The sequence below is a fragment of the Sinorhizobium sp. 22678 genome (assembly GCF_052044265.1).
Taxonomy (GTDB): Bacteria; Pseudomonadota; Alphaproteobacteria; order Rhizobiales; family Rhizobiaceae; genus Sinorhizobium; species Sinorhizobium meliloti_A.
The window spans coordinates 36,859-61,014 of sequence record NZ_JBQEMS010000032.1 but is presented as its reverse complement, the minus strand read 5'-3'; the positions used below and the strand labels follow the sequence as shown (position 1 = coordinate 61,014).

Annotated in this window: 21 protein-coding genes and 1 pseudogene; 8 read left to right on the top strand and 14 right to left on the bottom strand. The window is 62.9% G+C overall.

Annotated features, from left to right (window positions below):
* On the bottom strand, nt 1-66 hold a 66-nt coding region (locus ACTJKL_RS31990; RefSeq protein ID WP_522960290.1), incomplete at its 3' end, for a DUF5372 family protein.
* A 44-nt stretch (nt 67-110) separates the two neighbouring features.
* Between ACTJKL_RS31990 and ACTJKL_RS29125 the strand changes: the two are divergent.
* The 3 genes and pseudogenes from ACTJKL_RS29125 to ACTJKL_RS29115 form a co-directional block, all read left to right on the top strand.
* A pseudogene (locus ACTJKL_RS29125) lies at nt 111-650 on the top strand (Mu transposase domain-containing protein); the annotation flags it as partial.
* Nucleotides 650-1,450 (top strand): IS21-like element helper ATPase IstB, encoded by an 801-nt coding sequence (istB, locus tag ACTJKL_RS29120; protein ID WP_318899042.1) that lies wholly within the window; start codon nt 650-652, stop codon nt 1,448-1,450. The pseudogene ACTJKL_RS29125 and the gene istB, both read left to right, overlap by 1 nt.
* 538 nt (nt 1,451-1,988) lie before the next feature.
* Nucleotides 1,989-2,234 carry a DUF1127 domain-containing protein gene (locus ACTJKL_RS29115; RefSeq protein ID WP_102762682.1) on the top strand — a complete coding sequence of 82 codons (246 nt, stop codon included), beginning with the start codon at nt 1,989-1,991 and terminating at the stop codon, nt 2,232-2,234.
* Between the two features lie 444 nt (nt 2,235-2,678).
* Here ACTJKL_RS29115 and ACTJKL_RS29110 read toward each other — a convergent pair whose 3' ends face one another.
* From ACTJKL_RS29110 to ACTJKL_RS29055, 12 genes are all read right to left on the bottom strand, one after another.
* Nucleotides 2,679-4,289 (bottom strand): GMC family oxidoreductase, encoded by a 1,611-nt coding sequence (locus ACTJKL_RS29110; protein WP_440854479.1) that lies wholly within the window; start codon nt 4,287-4,289, stop codon nt 2,679-2,681.
* Between the two features lie 8 nt (nt 4,290-4,297).
* Nucleotides 4,298-5,827 (bottom strand): FGGY-family carbohydrate kinase, encoded by a 1,530-nt coding sequence (locus ACTJKL_RS29105; protein WP_440854477.1) that lies wholly within the window; start codon nt 5,825-5,827, stop codon nt 4,298-4,300.
* Between the two features lie 30 nt (nt 5,828-5,857).
* Entirely contained in the window at nt 5,858-6,700 is an 843-nt protein-coding gene (locus ACTJKL_RS29100) for a class I fructose-bisphosphate aldolase (RefSeq protein WP_440854476.1), read from the bottom strand.
* Nucleotides 6,701-6,762: 62 nt separating this feature from the next.
* The gene (locus ACTJKL_RS29095; RefSeq protein WP_440854475.1) at nt 6,763-8,496 is read right to left on the bottom strand and encodes a glycerol-3-phosphate dehydrogenase/oxidase; all 1,734 of its coding nucleotides are present in this window, start codon (nt 8,494-8,496) and stop codon (nt 6,763-6,765) included.
* A gap of 12 nt (nt 8,497-8,508) precedes the next feature.
* Nucleotides 8,509-9,504 carry an aldo/keto reductase gene (locus tag ACTJKL_RS29090; protein ID WP_440854474.1) on the bottom strand — a complete coding sequence of 332 codons (996 nt, stop codon included), beginning with the start codon at nt 9,502-9,504 and terminating at the stop codon, nt 8,509-8,511.
* Nucleotides 9,501-10,505, bottom strand: a complete 1,005-nt coding sequence (locus ACTJKL_RS29085) for a sugar-binding transcriptional regulator (RefSeq protein ID WP_379940049.1) — start codon at nt 10,503-10,505, stop codon at nt 9,501-9,503. Before ACTJKL_RS29085 ends, ACTJKL_RS29090 begins: the two co-directional genes overlap by 4 nt.
* A gap of 1 nt (nt 10,506) precedes the next feature.
* Nucleotides 10,507-11,499, bottom strand: a complete 993-nt coding sequence (locus tag ACTJKL_RS29080) for an ABC transporter permease (protein WP_379940046.1) — start codon at nt 11,497-11,499, stop codon at nt 10,507-10,509.
* A 19-nt stretch (nt 11,500-11,518) separates the two neighbouring features.
* Nucleotides 11,519-13,060: a sugar ABC transporter ATP-binding protein gene (locus tag ACTJKL_RS29075; RefSeq protein ID WP_440854473.1), complete on the bottom strand. Its 1,542-nt coding sequence runs from the start codon at nt 13,058-13,060 to the stop codon at nt 11,519-11,521.
* Between the two features lie 66 nt (nt 13,061-13,126).
* Nucleotides 13,127-14,155: a substrate-binding domain-containing protein gene (locus tag ACTJKL_RS29070; RefSeq protein ID WP_440854472.1), complete on the bottom strand. Its 1,029-nt coding sequence runs from the start codon at nt 14,153-14,155 to the stop codon at nt 13,127-13,129.
* A 286-nt stretch (nt 14,156-14,441) separates the two neighbouring features.
* Entirely contained in the window at nt 14,442-15,395 is a 954-nt protein-coding gene (araH, locus tag ACTJKL_RS29065; protein ID WP_018098539.1) for an L-arabinose ABC transporter permease AraH, read from the bottom strand.
* Nucleotides 15,396-15,397: 2 nt separating this feature from the next.
* On the bottom strand, nt 15,398-16,924 hold the full coding sequence (gene araG, locus ACTJKL_RS29060; RefSeq protein ID WP_440854471.1) for an L-arabinose ABC transporter ATP-binding protein AraG: 1,527 nt from the start codon (nt 16,922-16,924) through the stop codon (nt 15,398-15,400).
* 65 nt (nt 16,925-16,989) lie between these two features.
* On the bottom strand, nt 16,990-17,973 hold the full coding sequence (locus tag ACTJKL_RS29055; RefSeq protein ID WP_275598829.1) for an arabinose ABC transporter substrate-binding protein: 984 nt from the start codon (nt 17,971-17,973) through the stop codon (nt 16,990-16,992).
* Between the two features lie 192 nt (nt 17,974-18,165).
* Between ACTJKL_RS29055 and ACTJKL_RS29050 the strand changes: the two genes are divergently transcribed.
* From ACTJKL_RS29050 to ACTJKL_RS29040, 3 genes are read left to right on the top strand one after another with little or no spacing between them, the layout of a single operon-like run.
* Nucleotides 18,166-18,933, top strand: coding sequence for a FadR/GntR family transcriptional regulator (locus ACTJKL_RS29050; RefSeq protein ID WP_440854470.1), 768 nt, complete (start codon nt 18,166-18,168; stop codon nt 18,931-18,933).
* Nucleotides 18,934-18,990: 57 nt separating this feature from the next.
* A complete protein-coding gene (dgoD, locus tag ACTJKL_RS29045; protein ID WP_100672290.1) occupies nt 18,991-20,139 on the top strand; it encodes a galactonate dehydratase in 1,149 nt (382 codons plus the stop codon).
* A 30-nt stretch (nt 20,140-20,169) separates the two neighbouring features.
* On the top strand, nt 20,170-20,949 hold the full coding sequence (locus ACTJKL_RS29040) for an SDR family oxidoreductase (protein ID WP_440854469.1): 780 nt from the start codon (nt 20,170-20,172) through the stop codon (nt 20,947-20,949).
* A 76-nt stretch (nt 20,950-21,025) separates the two neighbouring features.
* Here ACTJKL_RS29040 and ACTJKL_RS29035 read toward each other — a convergent pair whose 3' ends face one another.
* Nucleotides 21,026-21,967: a 2-dehydro-3-deoxygalactonokinase gene (locus ACTJKL_RS29035; RefSeq protein ID WP_440854468.1), complete on the bottom strand. Its 942-nt coding sequence runs from the start codon at nt 21,965-21,967 to the stop codon at nt 21,026-21,028.
* 84 nt (nt 21,968-22,051) lie between these two features.
* On the opposite strand from ACTJKL_RS29035, the gene ACTJKL_RS29030 reads away from it, so the two are divergent.
* Both ACTJKL_RS29030 and ACTJKL_RS29025 read left to right on the top strand, forming a co-directional pair.
* The gene (locus ACTJKL_RS29030; RefSeq protein ID WP_440854467.1) at nt 22,052-22,981 is read left to right on the top strand and encodes a dihydrodipicolinate synthase family protein; all 930 of its coding nucleotides are present in this window, start codon (nt 22,052-22,054) and stop codon (nt 22,979-22,981) included.
* Complete coding sequence (locus tag ACTJKL_RS29025) at nt 22,978-24,147, top strand: mandelate racemase/muconate lactonizing enzyme family protein (protein ID WP_440854466.1); 1,170 nt, start codon at nt 22,978-22,980, stop codon at nt 24,145-24,147. Before ACTJKL_RS29030 ends, ACTJKL_RS29025 begins: the two co-directional genes overlap by 4 nt.
* The last annotated feature ends 9 nt before the right edge of the window (nt 24,148-24,156 follow it).

Here is a 24,156-nt window from a genome sequence, read left to right as displayed (position 1 = left end):
GCGTGTCGACAGCACGAAGCGCTGGCCGCGCCACGGATGGAACGGGTGCGTGACCTCGAACTTTATGCGCGCTTGAGTGTCAGTACGAACTGCAGTCCTGGACTTGAAAGAAGGGCAAGGACGAGCGCGGAGTCGGCTATGTCAAGAAGAACGCGATCGCCGGCCGCCGCTTCGAGACCTGGGCGGCATTCGAGGCGCATTTGGATCGGTGGACGCGCGAGGTTGCCGACCAGCGGGAACACGGCACCACCGGTGTTGCGCCGGCGGAACGCTTTGCTGCGGAGGCCGGGGCGCTACGTCCGCTTTCCGGCAGGGCTGCGTTCGGGCAGTTGCGGGATCTGGTCCGCAAGGTTCAGGCCGACTGCGCCATCGATCTCGACACGAACAGCTATTCGGTGCCCTGGCGCCTGATCGGCGAGAGTGTCCAGGTCGTGGTGCTGGCCGGTCGCGTGATCATTCGCCATGCGGGCCAGGTTGTGGCCGACCATGCCCTGAACCGAGGGCGACGGCAACGGATTGTCGACCGATCCCATTTTGTCGGCATTGCCGGTGTCGAGGGACCCGTGCGCCTGGCGCCGATCGAGATCGCGCCCGCGGCGCTGCTGCGGCCGCTTGCGGAATATGAAGCCGTTGTCGGAGGAGGCTGGTGATGACGAACGTGGACCATGACCTGCTCATCGCAACGCTCGACCGGCTGAAGCTGACGGCGATCCGCGACCAGCTCGACACGCTGCTCGACGAGGCGGCTCGCTCGAAGATGAACCTGCGCGAGGCTCTGGGCTTCCTGGTATCGCGGGAGATCGCCCGGCGTGATGAGCGCCGTATCTCCATGTCGAGCAAGATCGCCCAGTTCCCCTTCGTACGCGAGCTGGATGGCTTCGACTTCGATGCCCAGCCTTCGCTGGATCAAGGGCAGATCCGGGAGCTTGCGACCTGCCGCTGGATTGCGCATGGCGACACGCTCTTGCTCCTTGGCCCTCCCGGAACGGGTAAGACGCATCTTGCCGTCAGCCTCGGCCGCGAGGCGATCCGCCAGAACTACAACGTGCAGTTCATCACGGCGGCGACGTTGGTGGCGACGTTGGCCAAGGCCCATAGCGACGGCTTGCTCGACAAGCAGTTGACGCTTCTGTCGCGGCCGAAACTGCTGATCATCGATGAATTGGGCTATCTGCCCTTCGAGGCCAATGCCGCCCACCTGTTCTTCCAGTTGGTGTCCCGGCGCTATGAGAAGGGCTCGATCCTGATCACCTCAAACAGATCCGTCGGCGAATGGGGAGGTGTCTTCGGGGACCCCGTCGTCGCCACGGCGATCCTGGACCGCTTGCTTCATCATTCCGCGGTCATCACTATCCGGGGCGACAGCTACCGGCTTCGCGAAAAGCGCCGCTCCGGCCTTCTGCAGAAGACCGGAGCGGCGCTTGAACCCAACGAAACGTCCAGCCAGTAAAGGGGGTCAATTCCTGATGTCGGCAAAGGGGTCAATTCCTCGTGTCGCTTGACAGTTGTGGCAGGCAGACGGCCACTCTGGCGTCTTTGACTACGCCCTGAAGTCATGTCTCGGGTTTGAATTGGATCTGCTTTTTCACACCAATCTTCCCTCAGAAGTGCTCAAAGAGCCTGCCCTACTGGCACGGTAAGGAAGTATATTTTTGCATATGCTCTCCATGCGTGGGCTTGATCAAAGAAAAATCAAATCTCCGGCGCGCACCGGCGCGTCTACCGGGTCTGAACACCCACGGATGCGCGTTCGTGCGCGGCTGAGGGGGGCGCCAACGCTGGTTCCTGTTACTTCCGGAACTGCCGCAGAGGCTCAGACCGGGTACCAGTAACAAATGGATGGCTCGTGCGCGCTGAACGACGATGGCACGCGGGCTGGACGAGCCTTTGCCACCACATCTGGAACAACAAGGCGGTGGCTCCGTCGCAACAGCCGCATTGGTGAGTGTCCACCGACAGGCCGACACTCAGACCAAGAGGGAAGCACCATGTCTAAGACCTCCTTCAACACCAATCCGTCGCCCTTTTTGACCACGGCACTAGGCACAGCCTTCTCGAGCTGCGTGGCACAGGTGGCCCAGGCAATCCACCGTCGCCGACAAAGCGGTCGTGCACGCGGGTGCGCTCTGCAGGAAATGCCGGATTACATCCTCAAGGACATCGGCGTGACGCGTTTCGAAATTGAATACCTCGTCAAATCTGGACGAGCCTGCAAACGCCGCAAAAGCGAGTGAAGCGGCCGAATGCCACCGTCTCTCACATCGAAACTATTGATAATGACCATGAACACACACCTTCTCTCCAGCGCTCTGTCCCACAGCGATCCTCTTCGTCGCCGCTCCGGCCCTTGCCGATGACGCGAAGTACCGCGTGGCGAAGAACACTGAACTGAACCGCCAGCTTCCGAGGGACGGGTATCGACGCTGGCGGCATAGTCCAGCAGCCCAGCACGATGAGCACAATGCCTCGCACTAAACCATTGAAGCAGGATCAATCCGGGCCCGCGCCGCCACGTCGCCGGTCAGTTCCAGCGCCTTTTGGAGTTGGACGGGCCCACGCTCACGTTCGAGGGTCGATTTCCAGGATGCATCATCCACCCCGAGGCCCGTCACCTGGGGTGGATGAGGACGCCGCGTGCGGTTTCGTCCTGAGTTTCGAAATCGTGATCTAGTCTTAGATTAGTGGCGGAGGATCGCCTCCGCCGCCTTTTCCGCAATCATGATGACAGGTGAATTGGTGTTGCCAGAGACGATGGCCGGCATGATCGACGCGTCGACGACGCGCAAGCCAGTAATCCCGTGGACTTTCAGCGAAGAATCCACCACTGCCATTGGGTCGCTGCCCATCTTGCAGGTTCCCACCGGGTGGAAGATCGTCGTCGCGATGTCGCCGGCCCGGCGGACAAGTTCATCCTCGCTTTGGAACCCCGCGCCGGGCAGTATTTCCGTCGGCTTGAATCTTGCAATGGCCTTCGTCGCCATGAGATTGCGAGCGTGGCGGATCGCCCGTGCCGCAAGCAGCCGGTCGCCGGCAGTGGACAGATAGTTCGGCCGGATGTCCGGCGCGGCGGATGATTGCGTTGTCGTGACATGCACGCTCCCCCGGCTTTCCGGCCTCAGATTGCAGACCGAGACCGTGACGGCCGGGTAGCTGTGGAGCGGCTCTCCCAATCGGTCGGTGCTCAGCGGCTGGATATGGTATTCGAGGTCGGCGGTTGCGACAGAGGGGCTGCTTTTCGCGAATATGCCGAGTTGGCTCGGTGCCATCGACAGCGGACCGGAACGCCTCAGCATGTATTCGAAGCCCATTCCCATGCGGGAAAAAATGCTGTGATAGAGCTGGTTCAGCGTCTTCGCGCCTTCGATCCGGAATACGGTGCGGATCTGAAGATGATCCTGCAGGTTCTCGCCAACCCCGGGGAGGTAGTGGACGACCTGCACGCCGGCTGCCGAGACGACGTCCGGTCGGCCCACCCCGGAAAGTTCGAGGATTTTCGGCGAGTTGATCGCGCCCGCAGAGAGGATGACCTCGCGCGTGGCGCGCGCCACGTGGATGCGGCCGTCCGACCGGAAGCGCACGCCCTTCGTCCGGCGCCCGTCGAAGATCAGACGCTCGGTCTCGGCGCCCGTCAGCACCCGAAGGTTCGGCCGCTTCATCGCGGGGCGCAGGAACGCCTTGGTCGTGTTCCAGCGCAGGCCGCCGCGCTGGTTCACCTCGAAATAGCCGGATCCCTCGTTATCGCCGGTGTTGAAATCCTCAGTCTTCGGAATGCCGAGCTCTTCGGCCGCATCGCGAAAGGCATCAAGGATCGGCCAGGACAGACGCTGGCGTTCGACTCGCCATTCCCCGCCGGCGCCATGCAACGGCGACTTGCCGCGGAAGTTGTCCTCCGACTTCAGGAAATAGGGCAAAACATCGTCCCAGCCCCAGCCGGTATTACCGGCCTGGCGCCAGCCGTCGTAGTCGGCCGCCTGCCCACGCATATAGATCATGCCGTTGATGGAAGAGCAGCCGCCGAGCAGCTTGCCGCGAGGATAGGGGAGGCTGCGGCCGTTGAGACCGGGTTCCGCGGCCGTCCTCATCATCCAGTCGGTGCGCGGATTGCCCATGCAGTAGAGATAGCCGATCGGCACATGCACCCAGTGATAACGGTCGCTGCCGCCGGCTTCGAGCAGCAGGACCCGGTTTTTCGGGTCGGCGGAAAGCCGGTTGGCAAGGACGCAGCCCGCGGAGCCGGCGCCGATGACGATGAAATCGTAACTGCCCGCATCGGCGATCGTCTCGTTCATATCCGCGTTCACGCCCCAACTCCCGCCGTGATGGCCTGCATTGCCGAAAGCCGTCGCCAGATCGGCGTCATGGCGTCCGCGATGTCCCTGTAAAGCGCGTATCGCCGGGCATAATGGGCCTCCAGCGCCCCGTTCGGGCGATAGTGCCGTTCGGTTCTCACCATCGCGGCCGCACCCTCGGCGAAGTCGGAGAAAATGCCGACGCCGGTGCCGGCTGCGATTGCCGCCCCCAGGGCGCCCGTCTCACGCGAGCGGGCCACGGAGACCGGGACGCCGAGGACGTCGGCGAATATCTGCGGCCATATGAGACTGCGCGAACCGCCGCCGGAGAGTATCGCCTCGTCGAAAGCCGCACCTGCTTTGCGCATCGTCTCTATGTGCTGGCGGTGACCGAAAGCCACGCCTTCGAGTACCGCGCGCACGAGGTGGCCTTTCGTGTGCCAGCCGGCGATTCCATAGAACCCGGCGCGCGCGCTGCCGTCCTGCTGGGCGCCGTAGAGATAGGGGTGGTAGATGGGGTCGTCGGAGGCCGGATCGCTTGAGGAGGCGAGCTCGCAGCAGAGGTCGAAGGGCGAGCGCCCATCGGAGCGCACCTCGGAAAAGAACTCCCGCACCAGCCATTCGAGGTTTGCGGCGGAGGTCGCGCTGGACTCGATCGCCAAGTAGCGGTCGCGGTCGAAGGTGGAGGACATGAACACCGGTCCCTCCAGCTCCGGGCTTTCGATGATCACCTGATTGATGCTCCAGGTCCCGGCGATGATGGAAGCTGCCCCGGTGCGGGTGACCCCGGAGCCGATCGCCGAGGCGACCACGTCGAAGAGCCCGCCGACCACCGGCGTTCCGGCGGCAAGCCCCGTCTCGGCTGCGGCCGCTTCGGTGATGCGACCGGCGACGTCGGCGCTTTCCACCAGCGGCGGCAGGAGGTCAATCGTTTCGGAGAGCCCGTAAGCTGCCATGAGTTCCCGGTCGTAGTGCCGGCCGGCGACGTTGAGCAAACCGCAGCCGGTCATGTCCGAGACGTCGCTGACGCGCGCGCCCGTCAGCCGGTTGACGATGAAATCCTTGCAGAGAAAGACCGTGCCGATGCTGGCGAAGACCTCCGGCCGATGTCGTTTCAGCCAGGCGAGAAGAGTGGGGGTCTGCGAAGGCCAGGGCCGTTGCTGACCGATCGGATAGGTCCGGTCGCCGACACCTTCCGACCTCCACTCTTCAACAAGCGCCGCCGCCCGGGTGTCGAGCGACTGTATGCCGAGAAGCGGACGCCCCTCATGGTCGAGCGCGTAGAGCCCGTTGCCATGGCCGGCGCAGCCGATGGCGGCGATTTCGCTGCCGTCGATCCCGGCCTCATCGACACATGTGCGGATGACCCGGCGGGCATTCTCCCATAGCTCGTCCAGGCTGCGCTCGACATGCCCTGGGAACGGCATCCGGCTGTGCCCTTCCGCCGCGGCCGAAGCGATTTCCTTACCCTGCCGGTCGAAGATCACCGCCTTGATGATAGTGTTGCCGGCATCTAGGCCCAAAAGATAATCTCCCATGCTGAACCCCTCCCAAGGTCCGATATCCGATCAACCTTGACGATACAGCGCAAAAGCCTCTTCGCCGCTCGCATTGTCGTGAACGATCGCCATCAATCCGCGCACCACGGCATTCGGATTGGAGTGCTGATAGACATTGCGCCCGTAGACCATGCCCATCGCGCCCTGCTTCATCAAGGCCGCCGACTTGTCGAAGACGGATCTCAGATCCTGCTTGCCGCCGCCGCGAACGAGAACCGGGCAACGCGCCGCTTCGACCACCCGGTGGAATTCGTCCGCATCGGTGGTCGGGTCCGCCTTGACGATATCGGCGCCCATCTCCCGGGCAAGCCGTGTCAGCGTGACGATCTTGTCGGCATCGCCGTCCACCATGTAGCCGCCATCCTCGGTAACCGGCTGCATGACGAGCGGCTCTATCATCAGTGGCATGCCGTATTTGTCGCAATCGGCCCGGACGCGAGCGATGTTCTGCACGCATTGGCGGAAAAGATCCGGTTCGTCCGGCAGCATGAACAGGTTGACGACGACGCAGGCCGCATCCATGGCCAGCGCCCCGATCAGCGGCTCGGCCTCGTTTTGCAGCACCGCCCACATGTCGCGATGGCGGACGCGGTTATAGGGATTGCCCATGTCGATGCGCATGACGAGCGCCGGCTTGTCCTTTCCGGGCAGATCCTGCAGCAGATCGGCCTGGCCGTAGTTCATCTGGATCGCGTCGGGCGCCGCTGCGGTGAGTGTCTTCACCACGGACTCCATGTTCTCGAGTCCGCCCAGGAAGGATGGCTCGTTGCAGACGCCGTGATCGATCGCCACGTCGAGGCAGCGTCCGCCGTTGAACAGGCGGTTCATCCGCACCTTGCTATTGATTCTCATGCTTTTCTCCTTCGTCGAAGGTTGCGCGGCAGCCTGGGTCGGGGCCACCGCAAATTGCGGTATCAACTCGCCGCGACGGCCTTCGCCAATGGGGACGGCATTCGGGCTGCAAGGGCTTTCTCGTCGACCCCGTGCCGGTCTCGCAGGAGCGCCAGGCACCGGTTCCGCTCACTCAGGCGGCGCGCCTCGGACCACGCCTTCTCCTCCGTCAGCAGTTCGAGCGCAGCGTCGAGAATGGCGAGCGAGAGCGTGCCCGAAATCGCGAGCGTCGTGCGGCGCAAGAGCAGATCGTCCAGATGCTCGACCGCCTCGTTGCGGATCAGGAACAGAAGTTCCCGCATCGTATGAGCGGCGCCCGGGATCACGGCATCGCTTCCCTGGCCTATGAAAGCCGCCAGCGCCTCCGCCTCCGTTCCGTAGCGGGAGAACAATTCGGCGACGTGCGGCGGTGGCAGGCCGCAGCGAGCGGCCAAGGCGGCAATCCAGCTTTCGGGATCGGCCGGAAATCCCCGCCCTCCGCCGATGGCGCGGTCAGCCGTCGAGACGCGGCGTGAAAGGCCGAGGCGTTCCAGCGCAGTATCGGCTGCAAGTTCGCCGAAGGAGCGAAAGGTCGTCCACTTGCCGCCGATCATGCACAGTACCGGCGTGCCGGCGCTCTCGATCGTGGTGCAGAAATGGTCGCGCGGGATGCGGCCGGTGAAACTGTCGCTGCTGGCGGGCAGCGGTCGCACGCCGGAGAACTGGAAGACGATTTCCTCCTGCCCGATCTCGATACCAGGCAAGACGAAGGCCAGCGACTGCAGGATGTAATCGCGCTCCTCTTCCTCGCACTTGACCGTCCCGGGATCGTCGACCCGGATGTCGGTCGAACCGACCAGCACCTTGCCGAAATAGGGAAAGAGGATGCAGATGCGGCCGTCCTCGTTCTCGTAATAGATCATGTGATCGCCGAGCGCGTCGCGCAGATCCATATTGTCGATGATGAGATGCGATCCCTTCGTGCCGCCCATCAGCGGGGTCGAGGGCTGATCCGGCGGCAACAGCGCGCCATTGGTGATGTCGATCCAACCGCCGGTCGCGTTGACGATCAGACTGGGCTCGATTTCGACGCCGACCCCATCGATGCCGTCGGCGATGATGTATTTGCCGGCCTCGTTTCGGCGAAGCTCGGCATAGTTCAGCGCCGCCGCCTCGCTCGAGGCGGACAGCCCGTCCCGCAACAGCTCCATGCCGATCCGCTCGGGGTGGCTCACCCAGGCATCGTAATAGGTGGCGGAACTGCGTATCTTCGGGTTGAGCGCCGGCCATTTCGCCAGCGTCGCACGACGGCCGCGGAACCGGTGGCGCGGCATCAGTGCCCGCTTGCGCGTCAGCAAGTCGTAGATCGAAAGTCCGGCCTTGATCGCGATGGCCCCGCGGCGGCTCGGCCGGCGGCTCAAGCCGAGAAGGCGAACGATCCCATTGGCGAGGCCGGAGAAGATGTCGAAGACGGGAACCGTCGTCGCAAGTGGCGCCACGAGGTGCGGCGCGTTCCTGAGAAGCCGGTCGCGCTCCACGAGCGACTCCTTCACCAGCGTGAACTCGCCGTTTTCGAGGTAGCGCAGGCCGCCATGCACCATGCGCGACAGCGCAGCACTCGCGCCCGAGCAGTAATCGTGCTTCTCGACGAGCAGGACGCGTAGCCCCTGCAGCGCGAGCTCGCGAAAGACGCTGAGCCCGTTGATGCCGCCGCCAAGGACGCAGACGTCCACCTTCGGGCTCCGGCGGAGCCCGTCCAAAATCTCTGTCCTTGTCATGGGGCGGTTCCGTTACCTGTCCATATTCGCCAGCTCAGCCGCTATTGCCGCCTCGACCGTCGAGAGGTGCTCCGCGCTGAGCCGGATCGTGCCGGCTCTTGCATTGTCGAGCGCCTGGACGGGATTACGCGCGCCGCAAAGCGCGAAGGTGATGCCGGGTTGCGCCAGGGTCCAGGCGATGACGATCTGGGCGATCGATGCCTCGTGCTCTTGCGCGATCGGCCTTATCGCTTCGGCGAAGCGCGTGACCTTCTCCCGGTTTGCGACGGAGAAACGCGGATTGTCCCTGCGCTGGTCGTCACCGGAAAAGACGCGTTCCGGCCCGATCGAGCCGGAGAGAAGGCCCAGAGCGAGAGACGAATAGCTGAGCGTCGCCACGCCGTTTGCCGTCGTAACCGGCAGGAGTTGCGCTTCGATCTCCCGGTCGAGCATGCTGAACCGTTCCTGGATCGCATCTAGACCGCCGATCTTCACATAGATTTCGAGTTCTTCCAGGTTGACATTGCTGGCGCCGATCGCCCGGATCTTGCCGGCGGCGCGCAGGTCCTCGAGCGCTCGCATGGTTTCCTCGATCGGCGTCGTCGGGTCCTGCCAATGGGTGATGTAGAGGTCGATATAGTCGGTGGCGAGCCGTCTGAGGCTCTGTTCCACCTCGTGGAATATCGATTCTCGGCCGAGATGGCGATGGACGGGCCTGCCGTCCTCGTCGAAGAAGTGATTGCCCTGCCGTGTGTGCCAGACGAGGCCGCACTTCGTTGCGATCACCGCCTTGTCGCGGCGCCCGGAAAGCGCCTTGCCGACGATCTCTTCCGCCCGCCCGAGACCATAGGCGGGTGCCGTGTCGATCAGCGTCACGCCTGCATCCAGGGAGGCATGGATGGCGGCGACCGATTCCCGTTCGTCCGTGCCGCCCCACATCCAGCCGCCGATTGCCCAGGTGCCGAGGCCGACCGCTGAGGCTGCGACCCCGGAGCGGCCGATCTCCCGCATGATTTGTTGTCCATTCATGAACGCTCTCCGCCTTCCTTGGCCAGTTCGAGAATGCGCGCTCCCGTCGCCTGATCCGTGACGAGCGTGTCCAGATGATTGCCGCGCATGACGCTTAAGATCGGCCCCGCTTTGCTGGGCCCGCTTGCGACACCGATCTTCGTTGGGATCGAAGCGAATTCGGAGAGCGTCAGCGAAACCAGACGCCGATTGAGCCCGTAGCCGCAGACGCGCCCGCAATCGTCGAGCAGATGCGCCAGCAGTTCGCAGGAGGCGCCGGATTGCTCGATCGCTTCGCGATCGGTGCTGGAGGAGGGGTGCAGGTCGTAGTAGCTGGAATCGTCCGAAAGGATGGAGCCGATGCCGACCACGGCGATCTTCGCGTCGCGCGCCCGCTTGAAGACGTCGGCGACCGAGCGCATGCCGAGCAGCATTTTCCGTTCCGCTTCGCTGTCGGCGAAGAGCGGCGCGTGTATCTGGAAGGAATGCCCGCCGAGCCGGTCTGCCATCAGGGTGGCGACGTGGTTGACGTCGGTATAGTGCTTGCCTTGAACGCAGCCGGTCGCGGGAATAACCTCGATATCGAAGCGGCGTGACGGCTGCAAGCCGGCAACCACGGCGCTCACCCCCTTGCCGCCGGTGATGCAGATCGTGTCTCCGTCGGCGATCTGTTCGAGCATGAGCCGTGCCGCGGCTTCGCCGACCGAATGCAGGGCGATCTGGGGATTGTCCGAGACCGTCGGCACGACGACCGCGCGGCGGATGCCTCCGAGCGCCAGCAGTTGTTCTTCGATTTCCACCAATGGCTCGACCGGCGACTTGATCTTGATCTCGACGAGGCCAAGCTGGCGCCCACGCTTGATGAGGCGGTTGACGGTCGCATGCGAGATCCCGAGCTGGTCGGCGATCTGCGCCTGTGTCAAACCCTCCAGGAAGTGCAGCACCAGGGCTTGATGCATCTGCCTGGCGATGACGATTTCTTCGCGCGGGGCGGATTGTGATTTCGGTTTGGCGTTCGCCATGTCAGAGAGCCTTCCGCTTGTGCAGCAAGTGATCGATCGAAACGGCGGCGAGCAGTATGCAGCCCTTGATCATATCCTGCCAGTACACCGAAACGTCGAGCAGGATCAGCGAGCTCGTGACGACGGAGAGCAGGGCGATGCCGAGGATGGCACCGAGGATCGTGCCCGAGCCGCCATTCAGCGAGGCGCCGCCGATCACCGCCGCGGCGATGATGTTGAGCTCCATGCCCACCCCGAAGGTCGGCGTTGCCGCGCCGAAGCGTGACATGTAGATCGTCCCCGCCACGCCGGAAAGCGTCGCGCAAAGCACCGTCACCCAGAATTTGACCTCCTTCGTCTTGATGCCGGAGTAGAGCGCGGCCTTCTCGTTGCTGCCGGTGTAGAAGACCTTGCGGAAGGCGGTTGCCCGGCGCAGCAGGAAATCGAAGGCGGCGACGACGGCGATGAAGATCAGGATCACATAGGGAACCCCGAAGAGGGTACTCTGGCCGACCGCCTTGAATGCCGGCGGCAAGGTGAAGAGCGAAAGCGGCGTGCCCTTGGTGATGACGAGGCAGAGACCGCGAACGATCACCATGGCCGCAAGCGATGTGATGAAGTGGTTGAGCCCGACCACGGTGACGAAGAAGCCCATGATGCAGCCGATGGCGGCACTGGCGGCAATTCCGACGAGCGATGCCGTCCAGGGATCGACACCGATCAGGAAGAGCGAGCCGGAGAGCACCATCGAGAAGCAGACGACGGAGCCGACCGAAAGATCGATGCCGCCGACGATCAGCAGGATCGTCATGCCGACGACGACGATGCCCTCGACCGAGAAGGACATGAGCATCGCCCGAAAATTGCCAAGCGTCAGGAAATGCGGCGAGGCGAAGCTCATGATCACCGAGAGCGAAAGGATGATCGCAATCAGTCCGGCCTCGCGCATCGTGCCGATCCGCTTCCATGCCGGCCTGCGCGTTTTTCCCGCGACCGCCAATGTATCGACTGCCATAGTCCTGTCTCCCGCTTCTTCAGGCAGCATGCCCGGATGCCTTCAAGGTGGTTTCGCTTGCCGACCCGATGCCGGATGCCAGCCGCATGATCGCCTCCTCGGTCATTTCGTCGCCCGATACCTCGCCTGCGATCCGTCCCTCGCGCACCACCAGGATGCGGTCGCAAAGGCCGATCAGCTCCGGCAGTTCGGACGAGATGACCAGAATGCCGATGCCGGCATGGGCAAGCTCGCGCAGCAGGCGGTGGATTTCCGATTTGGCGCCGACATCGATGCCGCGAGTCGGCTCGTCCATCAGGATCACCTTTGGATCGACGGCCAGCTGCTTGGCGATCGCCACCTTCTGCTGGTTGCCGCCCGATAGCGAGGAGACCGGCATGTCGACGCCGCCCATCCGGACACCAAGCCTGCGGGTCAGGTCCTCGGCGAGCACTCTTTCCTTGCGCGAGTTGAGCAGGCCAAGTGAGGTCAATGCCTTCAGATCGAGTGCGGCAATGTTCTGGGCGATCGAGAGATCGAGGAAAACGCCGGATCCCTTCCGGTCCTCCGAAAGATAGACGACGCCGGCTTTGGCCGCGTCGGAATAGCGCCGCAGACGAAGCACCTGGTCATGCAGCCGGATTTCGCCTTGCGTCACCGGTCGCAGTGCGCAGATGCCCTCGGCAATTTCCGTCCGCCCGGAGCCGATCAGGCCACCCACGCCGAGAATTTCGCCGTGGCGGAGCTCGAAGCTGACGTCGCCGAAGCGTGCGTCATCGCCGAGATCGCGGACTGAAAGAATCGGCTCGCTCGGGCGTTCGGGAGGATGCGGCTTGTCCGGATAAAGCTGGCTGATCTCGCGGCCGACCATCAGTCGGACGACATCGTCAGGAGTGACGTCCGCGATCTTTTCCGTCGCGACATAGCGCCCGTCGCGCAAGACGGTCACCCGGTCGCAGAGATTGAACACCTCTGCCATGCGGTGGCTGATATAGATGATCGAGATGCCGCGCGCCTTGAGATCGCGGATGATGCCGAAGAGCACCTGCGCTTCGGTCTCTGTCAGCGCCGCCGTCGGCTCGTCAAAGATAAGCACGCGGCAATCGAGCGTCAGCGCCTTGGCGATCTCGACGAGCTGCTGACTGGAGATCGGCAGGTCGCCGACCTTCTGGCTGACGTCGATCGGGGCCAGACGATTCATCACGGCCTGCGCGTCGCGCTCCAGCTGAGCGTAGTTCATCAAAGCCGAGCGTCGGCGGTTCGTCGCCGCCATGAACATGTTTTCGGCGATTGTCGCGTCGGGGCAAAGCGCGATCTCCTGATGCACCAGGCCGATGCCGAGCGACTGTGCGACCGCGGGCGAGGCAATCTTCACGGGTGCGCCTTCGATGAGGACTTCCCCGTCCGACGGGTGCAGCACGCCGGCAATGACGTTCATCAGTGTCGACTTGCCGGCGCCGTTCTCGCCGCAAAGCGCGTGAACTTCGCCTCGTTCGAGCCGAAAGTCTACGCCTGTCAACGCCTTCACGGCGCCGAAATGCTTGCTGACATTGCGGATCTCCAGCACGGTCTCTGACGTCATCGCGATTTTCCCCTCCCGCCTCGTCGGCCGCCCGGAGCAAGGATCCGGGCGGCCGCTCCTGCGATCTTATTCCTCGATGCCCTTGGTACCGCGGCGTTTCAGGTACTTGTCCCAGTAGAAATCGTCGGCGTTATCGGCCGTGACGATCGAGAGGCCGTTGTCGACGACGGGGATGCTCATCGGATTGAAGCCGGATCGCTTGGCATCGTTCATCGGGTCGATGAGCTCCGGGTGCTTGGCGAGCCAGAGCAGCAGGAAGCCCATATAGCCCTGCATGCCCTGATTGGGGTTGATCGAGCCGAAGACCTCGCCCGCCTTGATCATGTCGAGAATATTGGCGTTGACGTCGGCGCACATGACGAGGACTTTGCCGCCCGTTTCCTTGTTCGCCTGCGCCGCGCCGATCGCCGAATTTGCCTCGGGCATGAACACGGCGCCAAGATTGGGGTTTGCCTGGATGAGGCTCGTGAGTCCCTGATAGGCTTTGTTAGGGTCCTGGTTGGAAGCGGCCCGCCCGACGAGCTTCATGTCGGGCCATTTCTCCTCCATGCGGGCGATGAAGGCTGCGATGCGCTTGTCGTGATTGTCCTGGCCGGGATTTTCGAGCACCGCATATTCACCCTTGCCCCCGAGCTTTTCGGCGATCTTGTCGGCGGCGTAGATGCCTTCACGTGTGTTGTCGGAGGTGATGTAGGAAACGCGCTTCGACAGGGGAGAATCCGCGGCGAAGGTCACGACCGCCGTGCCCTGGTCGGTCGCCCGGTTGATAGGCTCGATAAACGGATCCGAATTCATCGGGTGAACCAGAATGCCGGCCGGGCTCTGCGCCAAGGCTTGATCGAAGCTGGCGATCTGCTTGTTGACGTCATATTCCGGCGTTCCGGTGTATTCCGTCTCGCAGCCGAACTGCTGGCCGGCCTGCTTGAACATCTCGTAGACCGGGAACCAGTATTCGACGCCGGACACCATCACGTTCATGACGTATTTTTCGCCCGGCTTGCAGCGGAACGGGTTGTCCGTCGCGGCGGCGGCCGTGCCGGCAAGAAGCGTGGTTGCGAGGACCGCCATCGCGGTCGTGCTGAGAAAATTGCGCAAGAGTCCTCCTCGAGGCCGAAGCCCCTCCCAAAAAGCGCGTCGGCGCGCCAAAGGCGGCCGCTGTGTTCGTGAAATCCGTTCTTCCTCCTCGAAGTCCGGTAGAGGCAGGTAACGCTAGGAAAGGATGCGTGTCAATATATTTCGTGATGTGAAATATATTTCACATATGGATACGCCCGCGGCGAAACGCGTAAAGCCAGCCCAAGGGTTTGGGCTGGCATGATTTCTGTGACAGGCAGAGGAATAAGATTGAGAACCGAAGGACTTGCGTCCTTCGTGCCGGAAATCACCCTCGCGGCCTGCCGGCGACAGAGCGCATATTGTCGAGGAGGACAGCAATCAGCAGGATGAGACCACGCACCACATACTGGTAGAAGGCCTGGATGTTGAGCAGGTTCATGACATTCTCGGCAATACCCATGATCAGAACGCCGACGACGACCCCCGTCATGGTCGCCCGGCCGCCGGCAAGCGAGACGCCGCCGAGAACGCAGGCGGAAATCACCGAGAGTTCGAGCCCGGTGGCCGCATTCGGCTGCCCCGAAGTGATGCGCGAGGCGAGCAGGACCCCTGCCACCGCACATACCAGTCCCTGCAGGGCGAAGATCCAGATGCGCATCCGCGCAACGTCGACGCCGGCCAGCCGCGAGGCTTCCGGGTTGCCGCCGATCGCAAGGGTGTTCTTGCCGAAGACGGTACGGTTGAGCAGGAAACCGAACACGATGAAAAACAGGGCCATCACCCAGATCGGCGTGGGTACCGTCAGGAACTTCGACAGAGAGAGCTGGTAGAATGCCGGATCGTTGATCCCGACGGCACGGCCGTCCGATGCAATCAAGGCAAAGCCGCGTACGATCTGCATCGTCGCCAGCGTCGTTATGAGCGCATTGATGCGGAAACGGGCGATCACGATGCCGTTCGCGAGACCAACGATCCCACCGCAGGCAAGAGCCGCCAGAAGGCCGAGCACGATCGAGCCCGTCGCGTTCGACGCCATTACGGCAACCATTCCCGAGAAGGCTACGGTAGAGCCGACCGAAAGATCGAAGTCGCGTGAGGCCAGGCAGAACATCATGGTGCAGGCGACGACGCCGATGGTCACCACCGACTGCAGCAAGCCGAGCATGTTGCGTTCGGTGAGGAAATTCGGAACCGTCAGAGACACCACCACGAAGGCGGCGGCAAAGATCACCAGCAGGCCCTGTTCGCCGAGAAGAATTTTTTTCAAGGAAGTCGTCATGGTCAGCTTACCTGTTCGGGAAGGGTGGCCGTCGTGGCTGAGGCATCCGGAAGTGCTGCTGCGAGTATCCGGTGTTCGTCGAAATCGCTCCGGTCGATTTCGGCCGCGATCCGACCCTCGCACATCACGAGAATGCGGTCCGCAATCCCCATGACCTCGGGCAGTTCGCTCGAAATGACGACGATCGCCATGCCTTGAGCCGCAAGCTCGTAAAGAATTTCGTATATTTCCGATTTCGCGCCGACATCGATGCCGCGGGTCGGCTCGTCGATCAGAAGCACCTTGACGCCCTCTTCCGACAGCCAGCGGCCAAGGATCACCTTCTGCTGGTTTCCGCCGGAAAGGTTGACGATGTCCTGGTGGCGCGAGGGAGTGCGCACCCGCAGCTTCGCGATGAAACGCTCGGCAAGGTCCGCCTCCTTACGCTTGTCGACAATTCCGAAGGGCGAGAAATGACGGCGGGAGGAGATCGCCATGTTCTCCTCGATCGAGCGCCCGTGCACGATGCCATCGGACTTCCTGTCTTCCGGGCACAGAACGACGCCGGCACGGATCGACAGCCGCGGGCTGTTCGCCGGTACGGCGGCGCCGTCCACCAGGACCTTGCCCTGCCGCCGGCGATCGGCGCCATAGACCAGACGGGCCATTTCGCTGCGGCCCGCGCCGATCAGGCCGAAGAAGCCGAGAATCTCGCCGGCGCGGACGGCAAAGCTGATCGGTTGGGGCAGGGTGATGCCGGAAACGCCTTCGACCGAAAGCCTCGCAGCTCCGAGCGTCCGGGCGCGCCAACCCCAGATGTTCGAAATTTCGCGCCCGACCATCTCGGCGATGATCTGCTCGCGGCCGACTTTCGAGATGTCCGGATGATGGGCTGCGAGCCGGCCATCTCTCAGCACGGTCAGGCTGTCGCACAGGCGGAAGATCTCGTCCAGCCGATGCGAGACATAGAGGATGACCGTGCCGTTCGACCGCAATCTTTCGATCAGGGCGAAGAGGATTTCGCTTTCTCGCGAGGAGAGCGAAGAGGTGGGCTCGTCCAAGGCAATCACGCGAGCGTCGGTCATCACCGCTTTGGCTATCTCGACCATCTGCCGCTCGCCGATCGACAGGGATGCAACCTTCGCCTCGGGATCGACGTCGATACCGATTTCTTTAAGCCTGTCGGAGACGACGCGAACCAATTGTCGACGGTCGATGACGCCGGCATTGCCGGGGAAGCGGCCGAGCCAAAGGTTTTCGGCGACCGTCAGCTCCGGTACGAGTTGCAGTTCCTGATGGATGACGATGACGCCCGCGTTGAAGGCATCGCGTACGCAACGATAGTGCTGCGGCTCGCCGTCGATGCGGATCTCGCCGGTGTCGGCCGCCTGGTCTCCGGAGAGCACCCGTATCAAGGTGGACTTCCCGGCTCCGTTTTCTCCCATCAGCCCGTGAACCGCGCCCTTGCGTACAGAGAAGGAGACCTCAGACAGCGCCTGAACGCCGGGATAGCCTTTTGAAATCGATTGGAATTCCAGAAAGTCCTGCATTGCAGCGCTCCGGGAAGGACGCCCGGCGCTTGGCGACACCGGGCTCGTTTCAGTCGGGGCAGGGCTCACTCGATGCCGAGTTCCTTGCGGACGGCCTCATAGTTGTCGCGCAGCGCGAGCTGGCCGGCGGTCAGGATCAGCTTTTCCGGTTCCTTGCCGTTGGCGATCCACTCGTACATGTTGAGGGCCGTCTCGTAGCCGTGGCGTTTTGGCGAGATGATGACGGTGCCGTAGAAGCCCGTCGCGGAAGGCTTCTTGAACTCGTTGATCGCGGAGTCCGCGCCGCCGATGCCGATGCCGATCATGCTGTCGGCGGGGATGCCGACCGTCTCTGTGGCACGCACTGCACCAAGCACGGCTTCGTCGTTGAGGCCGACGGCGATCCACTTCTTGATGCCCGCATTCTTGTTGAGAACGACTGTCGCGGCATTGAGAGCGGCTTCGGTGTCGGTCTTTGCCTGCGGCGCGTCGAAGATGTTGGCTTCGGGGAAGCCGTTCGCCTTCAGAACGGAGAGCGCGCCTTCCACCCGGTCCACGGCGGTCGGGAGCTGGTCGTAGGAAACGCGGATCGCGCCGACTTCCTTCATGTCCCAGCCGCGCTTCTTGATCTCCGCGACGATCGCCTCGCCCACGGTCTCGCCGATCTTGGTGGCGGAGATGCCCATATGCGGAACGTCCTCGATCGGGCTGCCGTCGGCGTTGACCAGCCGATCGTCGACCGTCATCAACTTGAGGTCGTTGGCTGCCGCCTTGGCGACGATGCCGGGGCCGAGCTTCACATCCGGCGTGCAGACGATGAAGCCCTGCGCGCCCTGGGCGCCGAGATTGTCGATGGCCGACTGGACCTTTTCGCCATCCTGGGCGCCGATCTTGACGAGCGTGAAGCCCTTTTCCTTGGCCGCTTCGTCGGCGAATTTCCATTCGTCCTGGAACCACGGCTCCTCCGGTTGCTTCACGATGAAGCCGATCTTCACGTCGGCGGCGAAGGCGGATGTTGCAGCAAGAATCGCGACGGTGCCGGCCAAAGCGACGGCTTTGATAAAGCGCATGATTTCTCTCCCTGTTCGAACTGCTCCCAGCAGCCGCATTTGTGTATGATGGAAAGATCATACTTGTCAATTGGACGTGTATGATGAATGATAATCGCGTGTCTGATAATGCGTGCTGCACGAAGGGTCGTCACTTCGGCTCAATTGCGATAAGCATCGCGCTTCAAGTCCCAAGAAAATAGCGGCCCGCGCATGGAGATTTCGGTGCAAGGACAACAGGATCAATCGATGGAACCGAGCGGCGCGCCTTCCCGCCGGCCCCGTGTCCAGAAGGATGTGACGCGGGCGATCGCCGCCGAGATCTGCGGCGACGACTATCCGGCAGGCAGTTTCCTGCCGCGGGAGAACGACCTGTGCGAGCGCTACGGCGTCAGCCGCACGGTGATTCGGGAATCGCTGAAGATTCTCGAATCGAAGGGCCTTGTGCGCGGGCGTTCGCGCGTCGGCACCGTCGTCTGCAGCAAGGACGAGTGGAACATTCTCGACCAACAGGTCCTGGAGTGGATCGGCGATCGGATTTTTCAGTTCGATCTTCTGAACTGTATTCTGGAAGCGCGCCGTGCGATCGAGCCGGTTGCGGCGGAGCTGGCTGCTGCGCGCGCGACGGTGCAGGAAATCGCCGCGATCGAGCGCGCCTGGCAGCAGATGAAGGACGCCGAAGGCGACATCGTGAAGTTTACTGCGGCGGACGTCGCCTTCCACGAATCGCTCCTGAAGGCGAGCCACAATCAGGTGTTTCAGCAGCTGGCGAGCATCATTCAGGCCGGCCTCAAATTCTCTCTGCAAGCCTCGAACGAGGCGGCGGACACTTGCGGCGACGCCGTGGAAATCCACAGGCAGTTGGTCGAAGCGCTGCGGATGCGCGATACGGCGGCAGCGCGCGACTGTTCGTACCAGTTGCTGGACCTTGCCGCACGTGATCTTGCCGTCGCCGTCGAGCGGCGTTCGCCGCAAGGCTGACCGCCAACATAGACGCCGTTCAGATCGCCATATTCCTATTCAGATTGGACGCATTTCATGAAAATCACGAAGCTGACCACCTATATCGTTCCGCCGCGCTGGCTGTTTCTCAAGATCGAAACCGATGAGGGTGTCGTGGGGTGGGGGGAGCCCGTGGTCGAGGGGCGCGCTTTGACGGTCGAAGCTGCCGTTCACGAACTTTCGGACTATCTCGTGGGCAAGGACCCCTTCCTGATCGAGGACCATTGGAACGTCCTTTATCGCGGCGGGTTCTACCGCGGCGGCGCCATCCATATGAGTGCGCTTGCCGGCATCGACCAGGCGCTTTGGGACATCAAGGGCAAGGCGCTCGGTCAGCCCGTCCACTCTCTGCTCGGCGGCCAGTGCCGCGACAGGATCAAGGTCTATTCCTGGATCGGCGGCGACCGCCCGAGCGATGTCGCGAACAATGCGCGTGAGGTGGTCGCCCGCGGTTTCAAGGCGATCAAGCTCAACGGCTGCGAGGAGATGCAGATCGTCGACACCAACGAGAAGATCGACAAGGCGGTAGAGACGATAGGGCTGATTCGGGATGCGATCGGCCCTCATATCGGCATTGGCGTCGATTTCCATGGGCGGGTCCACCGTCCGATGGCGAAGGTACTCGCCAAGGAGCTGGAGCAGTTCAAACTGATGTTCATCGAGGAGCCCGTGCTTTCCGAGAACCGCGAAGCCCTGAGGGAAATCGCCAATCATTGCTCGACGCCGATCGCACTCGGCGAAAGGCTCTATTCGCGCTGGGACTTCAAATCGGTTCTCTCGGACGGCTTCGTCGACATTATTCAACCGGATCTTTCCCACGCCGGCGGGATCACCGAATGCCGCAAGATCGCCGCCATGGCCGAGGCCTACGACGTGGCTCTGGCGCCGCACTGCCCTCTGGGGCCGATTGCGCTTGCCGCCTGCCTGCAGGTCGATGCCGTCAGCTATAACGCCTTCATCCAGGAGCAGAGCCTCGGCATCCACTACAACGAGGCGAACGACATCCTCGACTACATCTCCAACAAGGAGGTCTTCGCTTACGAAGACGGCTTCGTTTCCATTCCGCAGGGGCCCGGTCTCGGCATCGAGGTGGACGAGGCCTATGTGATCGAACGCGCGAAGGAGGGGCATCGCTGGCGCAATCCGATCTGGCGCCATTCGGACGGCAGTGTTGCCGAGTGGTGAAGACTATACGCGGATCGAAGGGAGGCAGGGATGAGTGACCGGCTTAAAGGCAAGCGGATCATGGTGACCGGTGCGGCGCAGGGCATCGGCCTTGCGATTGCCGAAGTGTTCCTGTCGGAGGGTGCGGCACTCTTCCTCGTCGACCGAGACGGTCCCCTGCTTGAAATGGAGTCGAAGCGACTGCAGCGGGAGGGGCGGGCGCTCGCCTACGCCGAAGCCGACATTACGGACGCCGATGCGATCGAGGCGGTGGTGTCGGCAGCCGCTTCATCGATCGGTCCGATCAATGCGCTCGTCAACAATGCCGGGGTCAACGTCTTCTCGGAACCGCTGGAGATGAGCGATGCCGACTGGCGGCGCTGTTTCGACATCAACCTCCGTGGTGCCTGGAACTGCTGCAAGGCGGTGTTGCCTGGCCTGATCGAAGAGGGCGGCGGGGCGATCCTCAACATCGCTTCCACCCATGCCTTCACCATTATTCCGCACACCTTTCCCTACCCCGTCGCAAAGCACGCGCTGCTCGGCATGACGAAGGCGCTCGGTATCGAATATGCCCCAAAGGGCATTCGCGTGAATGCGCTGGCGCCGGGCTATGTGTTGACCCAGAAGGCTTACGACTACTGGAACAGTTTCCCGGACCCGGCGGCAGCCGAGGCGGCAACCATGAAGCTCCACCCGGGCGGCCGCATCGCGACGGCAGAAGAGATCGCCCGCGCCGCCGTCTTCATGATCTCCGACGAGTGCCCTTTCATGAACGCGACCTGCCTGACGGTCGACGGCGGCCTCAGCGTCCTGCATCATCCGGTCTGATGAGCTCGAAGCAAAAGGCTGCTGAAAGAATCCACGGCGATCTTCGTGAATGGTGCGGTCGGGAGATCGCCGCGTTTCATTGCGCGGCGGGCAGGCGGCTCCCCGAGATCGCGAGGGCGCCCCGGATCGCCGCGTCAGCCGGCGCGGGCGCAAGCTCCAGGCCAAAGGCCGCGGCCACTCTCTCGTAAACCTCGACAAGATCGTCATCGCCAACCACGGCGATCGTGTCCCCTTCCTTGAACCAGCCGCCGGCCCGCGCCTCCACAAACTCCCATCCGACAATGAGCCCGGAAAGGCGGCTCTTCATTTCGTCCGGCGTGATCGTACCGGCAAGCCAGCCGGTCCTGACGGCAAAGAGCCGCGTCAACAAGCCGCCGGCCCGAGCGCATTCTTCCTGCGCCAGCGCAACGCCTTTCGCGAAAGCCGCGGTGGCATGGTCACGCTCGGCCGTTGCGACTTTCGACAGGAAGGAATGGTTGGCCAGCGTCGTGTAGATTTCACCGGTGACGAAGGTGCGGAAACGCTCGATGCGGCCGTTCCTGATCTCGGCCCATTTTGCATGGGTGCCGGGCAGGACGACGATCATGTCCCGCATCAGGCCGAAGCCGACGAGCTGTGTCTCCTCGCCGCGCATGACGTCTGGGAATGGAAGCGCCGTCGGGTCCGTCAGTCCCGGTAGAAAGGTAAGCCGGTCTCCCTCCGGGAGTTCGATGGCGCGGCACGCGGCAGCCAGGTCCGCCGCTGCCGCCGGGGTCGGGACATAGGGCATCTCGATCCATCCGTTGCGGCTCCCGATCATTCCCGCCGCCAAGATGTCGAGCGGGCCATATTCGGCGCGCCAGGATGCGAGGGCCTCGCTGACGACGCGTTCGTGCTCCCCTTTCGCAACCGACTGAATTCCCCGGTCGCCTTCTTTCTCATCGATGATTGAGCCGTCCGATTTCACCAGGAAAGCCCGGAAGTTTGTGGTGCCCCAATCGAGCAGGACCGTGACGGGTTCATATGCAGCGTTGGACAAGGTCTTCTCCTTCGGAACTTCGGCGATTGACACGGCCTATCACCTTCGCCTATGGTCCACAATATAAATTATAAGTCTCATTATATGGACCTAGCCATGCAGCTGACAGGAATTTTCCCGGTTCTCCCGACGCCTTTCACCGAAAACGGGGTGGATGTTGCTGCGATGCGCCGTCTCGTCCGGTTCGCTTTGGATGCGGGCGTTGCGGGCCTGGTGTTCCCGGGTTTTGCGAGCGAGGTGGAAATGTTGACCGGCGAGGAGCGCCTGGCGCTTCTCGAAGCCGTCTCGGCCGAGGTCGATGGCCGTGTGCCGATCGTAGCCGGCGCCAGTGCAGCGACCGTGGATGAAGTCGTCGCCTATGGTCGGCAGGCACTGGCGCTCGGGATCACGCAGCTCATGATTCAACCCCCGAAGTCCATCGGGGCGGGAGCAGACGCGGTGGCCGCTTTTCTCTCCGCTTCGGCGATGCAAATGCCCGACGCGGAAATCATCCTTCAGAATGCTCCCGCGCCGCGTGGCTCGGACCTGGCGCCCGAGGCGGTCCTCGAGGTCGTCCGCCAGGTTGCGGCTGTTCGATACGTCAAGGAAGAGACGCTTCCCGCGGGGCCGGCTATTACCGCCATTCTTGCGGACGCGCCCGAGCATTTGCTGGGTGTCATCGGCGGCGGAGGCGCTCGCTACATTCTCGACGAGTACGATCGGGGTGCATGTGCGGCAATGCCGGCGCTCGAGATCGCCGACCTGCATGTCGCCCTCGACCGAAATTACCGCGCAGGCCGCGGGGACGAGGCGCGAGCGCTTTACGTCAAGTCGCTGCCTCTGTTGGCGCTGCAGGCCGTGTACCGCATGCGGCTGACCAAGCATGTGCTCGGCTTGCGCGGGGTCATAGACAACCCCATTGTGCGTGCGCCGACCCCTGATCTCGACGCAATGGCCCTGCGCGACATCGAGAGATGCCTGCAGGAGTGTGGCGTGAAATCCTTCGGGCGGGCAACGAGAGGGCCGGATGCATGAGCGATCGCGTCAAAAAGATTGAGAGCTTCACGCTCACCTTGCCGCGCGACAAACCCTATCTCGGCAAGGCGCGCCCGGGCGAGGAGCCGAACGGGCGCGGGTACCTGGTCCGCAAGGGCAATCGCACGGTCTATCCGACATACGATCGCAGCGTGCTCGTCCGCATCGAGACCGAAAACGGCGCCGTCGGCTGGGGCGAAACCTATGGATTGGTCGCGCCGCGGGCGACGATGGAGATCATCGACGATCTTCTTGCGGATTTCACCATGGGCCGCGACCCATTCGATGCGGCAGCGATCCATGACGATCTCTATGATCTGATGCGGGTGCGCGGCTATACCGGCGGCTTTTACGTCGATGCGCTCGCTGCGATCGACATCGCGCTGTGGGACTTGGCTGGCAAGCTCGCTGGTCTGCCGGTCTGCAAGCTGCTCGGCGGCCGGAGGCGCGACAGGATCGACGCTTACATTTCCGGGCTGCCCGAAGATACGCGCGTCAAACGCGCAGAACTCGCGGCATCATGGCAGGCCAAGGGCTTCTCATCCTTCAAATTTGCCTCGCCCGTTGCCGATGACGGGGTCGCAAGGGAGATCGAAACCCTGCGCGAAAGGCTCGGTGCCGGTGCACGCATCGCCTGCGACATGCATTGGGCACAGACTGCCAGCGAAGCGATCGCGCTGATCAGGGCAATGGAGCCGCACGGGCTGTGGTTCGCCGAGGCGCCGGTGCGCACCGAGGACGTCGAGGGTCTGGGCCGGGTGGCGGCGAGCGTCCCGACCGCCATTGCGGTCGGTGAGGAATGGCGCACCGTCTACGATATGGTACCGCGCGTTGCGCGGAACGCGCTCGCAATCGTGCAGCCCGAAATGGGCCACAAGGGCATCACGCAATTCATGCGCATCGGCGAATACGCGCATGCGCACCACATCAAGATCATCCCGCATGCAACCATAGGCTCGGGCATCTTCCTGGCGGCCAGCCTCCAGGCGAGCGCGGCGCTGGCGAATGTCGATTGCCATGAGTTCCAGCATTCGATTTTCGAGCCCAATCGCCGGCTTCTCGACGGAGATATGGATTGCGCCGAGGGCCAATACATTCTGCCGACAGGGCCGGGACTCGGCGTCGAGCCTTCGAAGGAGGCGCTCGCGCTTCTGAAAAGAAATTGAAATCGAATA

Bases quoted from the DNA above. Each gene is read 5' to 3' on its own strand.
- ACTJKL_RS29110 (WP_440854479.1), bottom strand. From the start codon at position 4,289: ATGAACGAGACGATCGCCGATGCGGGCAGTTACGATTTCATCGTCATC.
- ACTJKL_RS29090 (WP_440854474.1), bottom strand. From the start codon at position 9,504: ATGAATGGACAACAAATCATGCGGGAGATCGGCCGCTCCGGGGTCGCA.
- ACTJKL_RS29030 (WP_440854467.1), top strand. From the start codon at position 22,052: ATGGACCTAGCCATGCAGCTGACAGGAATTTTCCCGGTTCTCCCGACG.
- ACTJKL_RS29025 (WP_440854466.1), top strand. From the start codon at position 22,978: ATGAGCGATCGCGTCAAAAAGATTGAGAGCTTCACGCTCACCTTGCCG.
- ACTJKL_RS29085 (WP_379940049.1), bottom strand. From the start codon at position 10,505: ATGGCGAACGCCAAACCGAAATCACAATCCGCCCCGCGCGAAGAAATC.
- araG (WP_440854471.1), bottom strand. From the start codon at position 16,924: ATGCAGGACTTTCTGGAATTCCAATCGATTTCAAAAGGCTATCCCGGC.
- istB (WP_318899042.1), top strand. From the start codon at position 650: ATGACGAACGTGGACCATGACCTGCTCATCGCAACGCTCGACCGGCTG.
- araH (WP_018098539.1), bottom strand. From the start codon at position 15,395: ATGACGACTTCCTTGAAAAAAATTCTTCTCGGCGAACAGGGCCTGCTG.
- ACTJKL_RS29040 (WP_440854469.1), top strand. From the start codon at position 20,170: ATGAGTGACCGGCTTAAAGGCAAGCGGATCATGGTGACCGGTGCGGCG.
- ACTJKL_RS29100 (WP_440854476.1), bottom strand. From the start codon at position 6,700: ATGAGAATCAATAGCAAGGTGCGGATGAACCGCCTGTTCAACGGCGGA.
- dgoD (WP_100672290.1), top strand. From the start codon at position 18,991: ATGAAAATCACGAAGCTGACCACCTATATCGTTCCGCCGCGCTGGCTG.
- ACTJKL_RS29050 (WP_440854470.1), top strand. From the start codon at position 18,166: ATGGAGATTTCGGTGCAAGGACAACAGGATCAATCGATGGAACCGAGC.
- ACTJKL_RS29115 (WP_102762682.1), top strand. From the start codon at position 1,989: ATGTCTAAGACCTCCTTCAACACCAATCCGTCGCCCTTTTTGACCACG.
- ACTJKL_RS29055 (WP_275598829.1), bottom strand. From the start codon at position 17,973: ATGCGCTTTATCAAAGCCGTCGCTTTGGCCGGCACCGTCGCGATTCTT.
- ACTJKL_RS29080 (WP_379940046.1), bottom strand. From the start codon at position 11,499: ATGGCAGTCGATACATTGGCGGTCGCGGGAAAAACGCGCAGGCCGGCA.
- ACTJKL_RS29105 (WP_440854477.1), bottom strand. From the start codon at position 5,827: ATGGGAGATTATCTTTTGGGCCTAGATGCCGGCAACACTATCATCAAG.
- ACTJKL_RS29075 (WP_440854473.1), bottom strand. From the start codon at position 13,060: ATGACGTCAGAGACCGTGCTGGAGATCCGCAATGTCAGCAAGCATTTC.
- ACTJKL_RS29095 (WP_440854475.1), bottom strand. From the start codon at position 8,496: ATGACAAGGACAGAGATTTTGGACGGGCTCCGCCGGAGCCCGAAGGTG.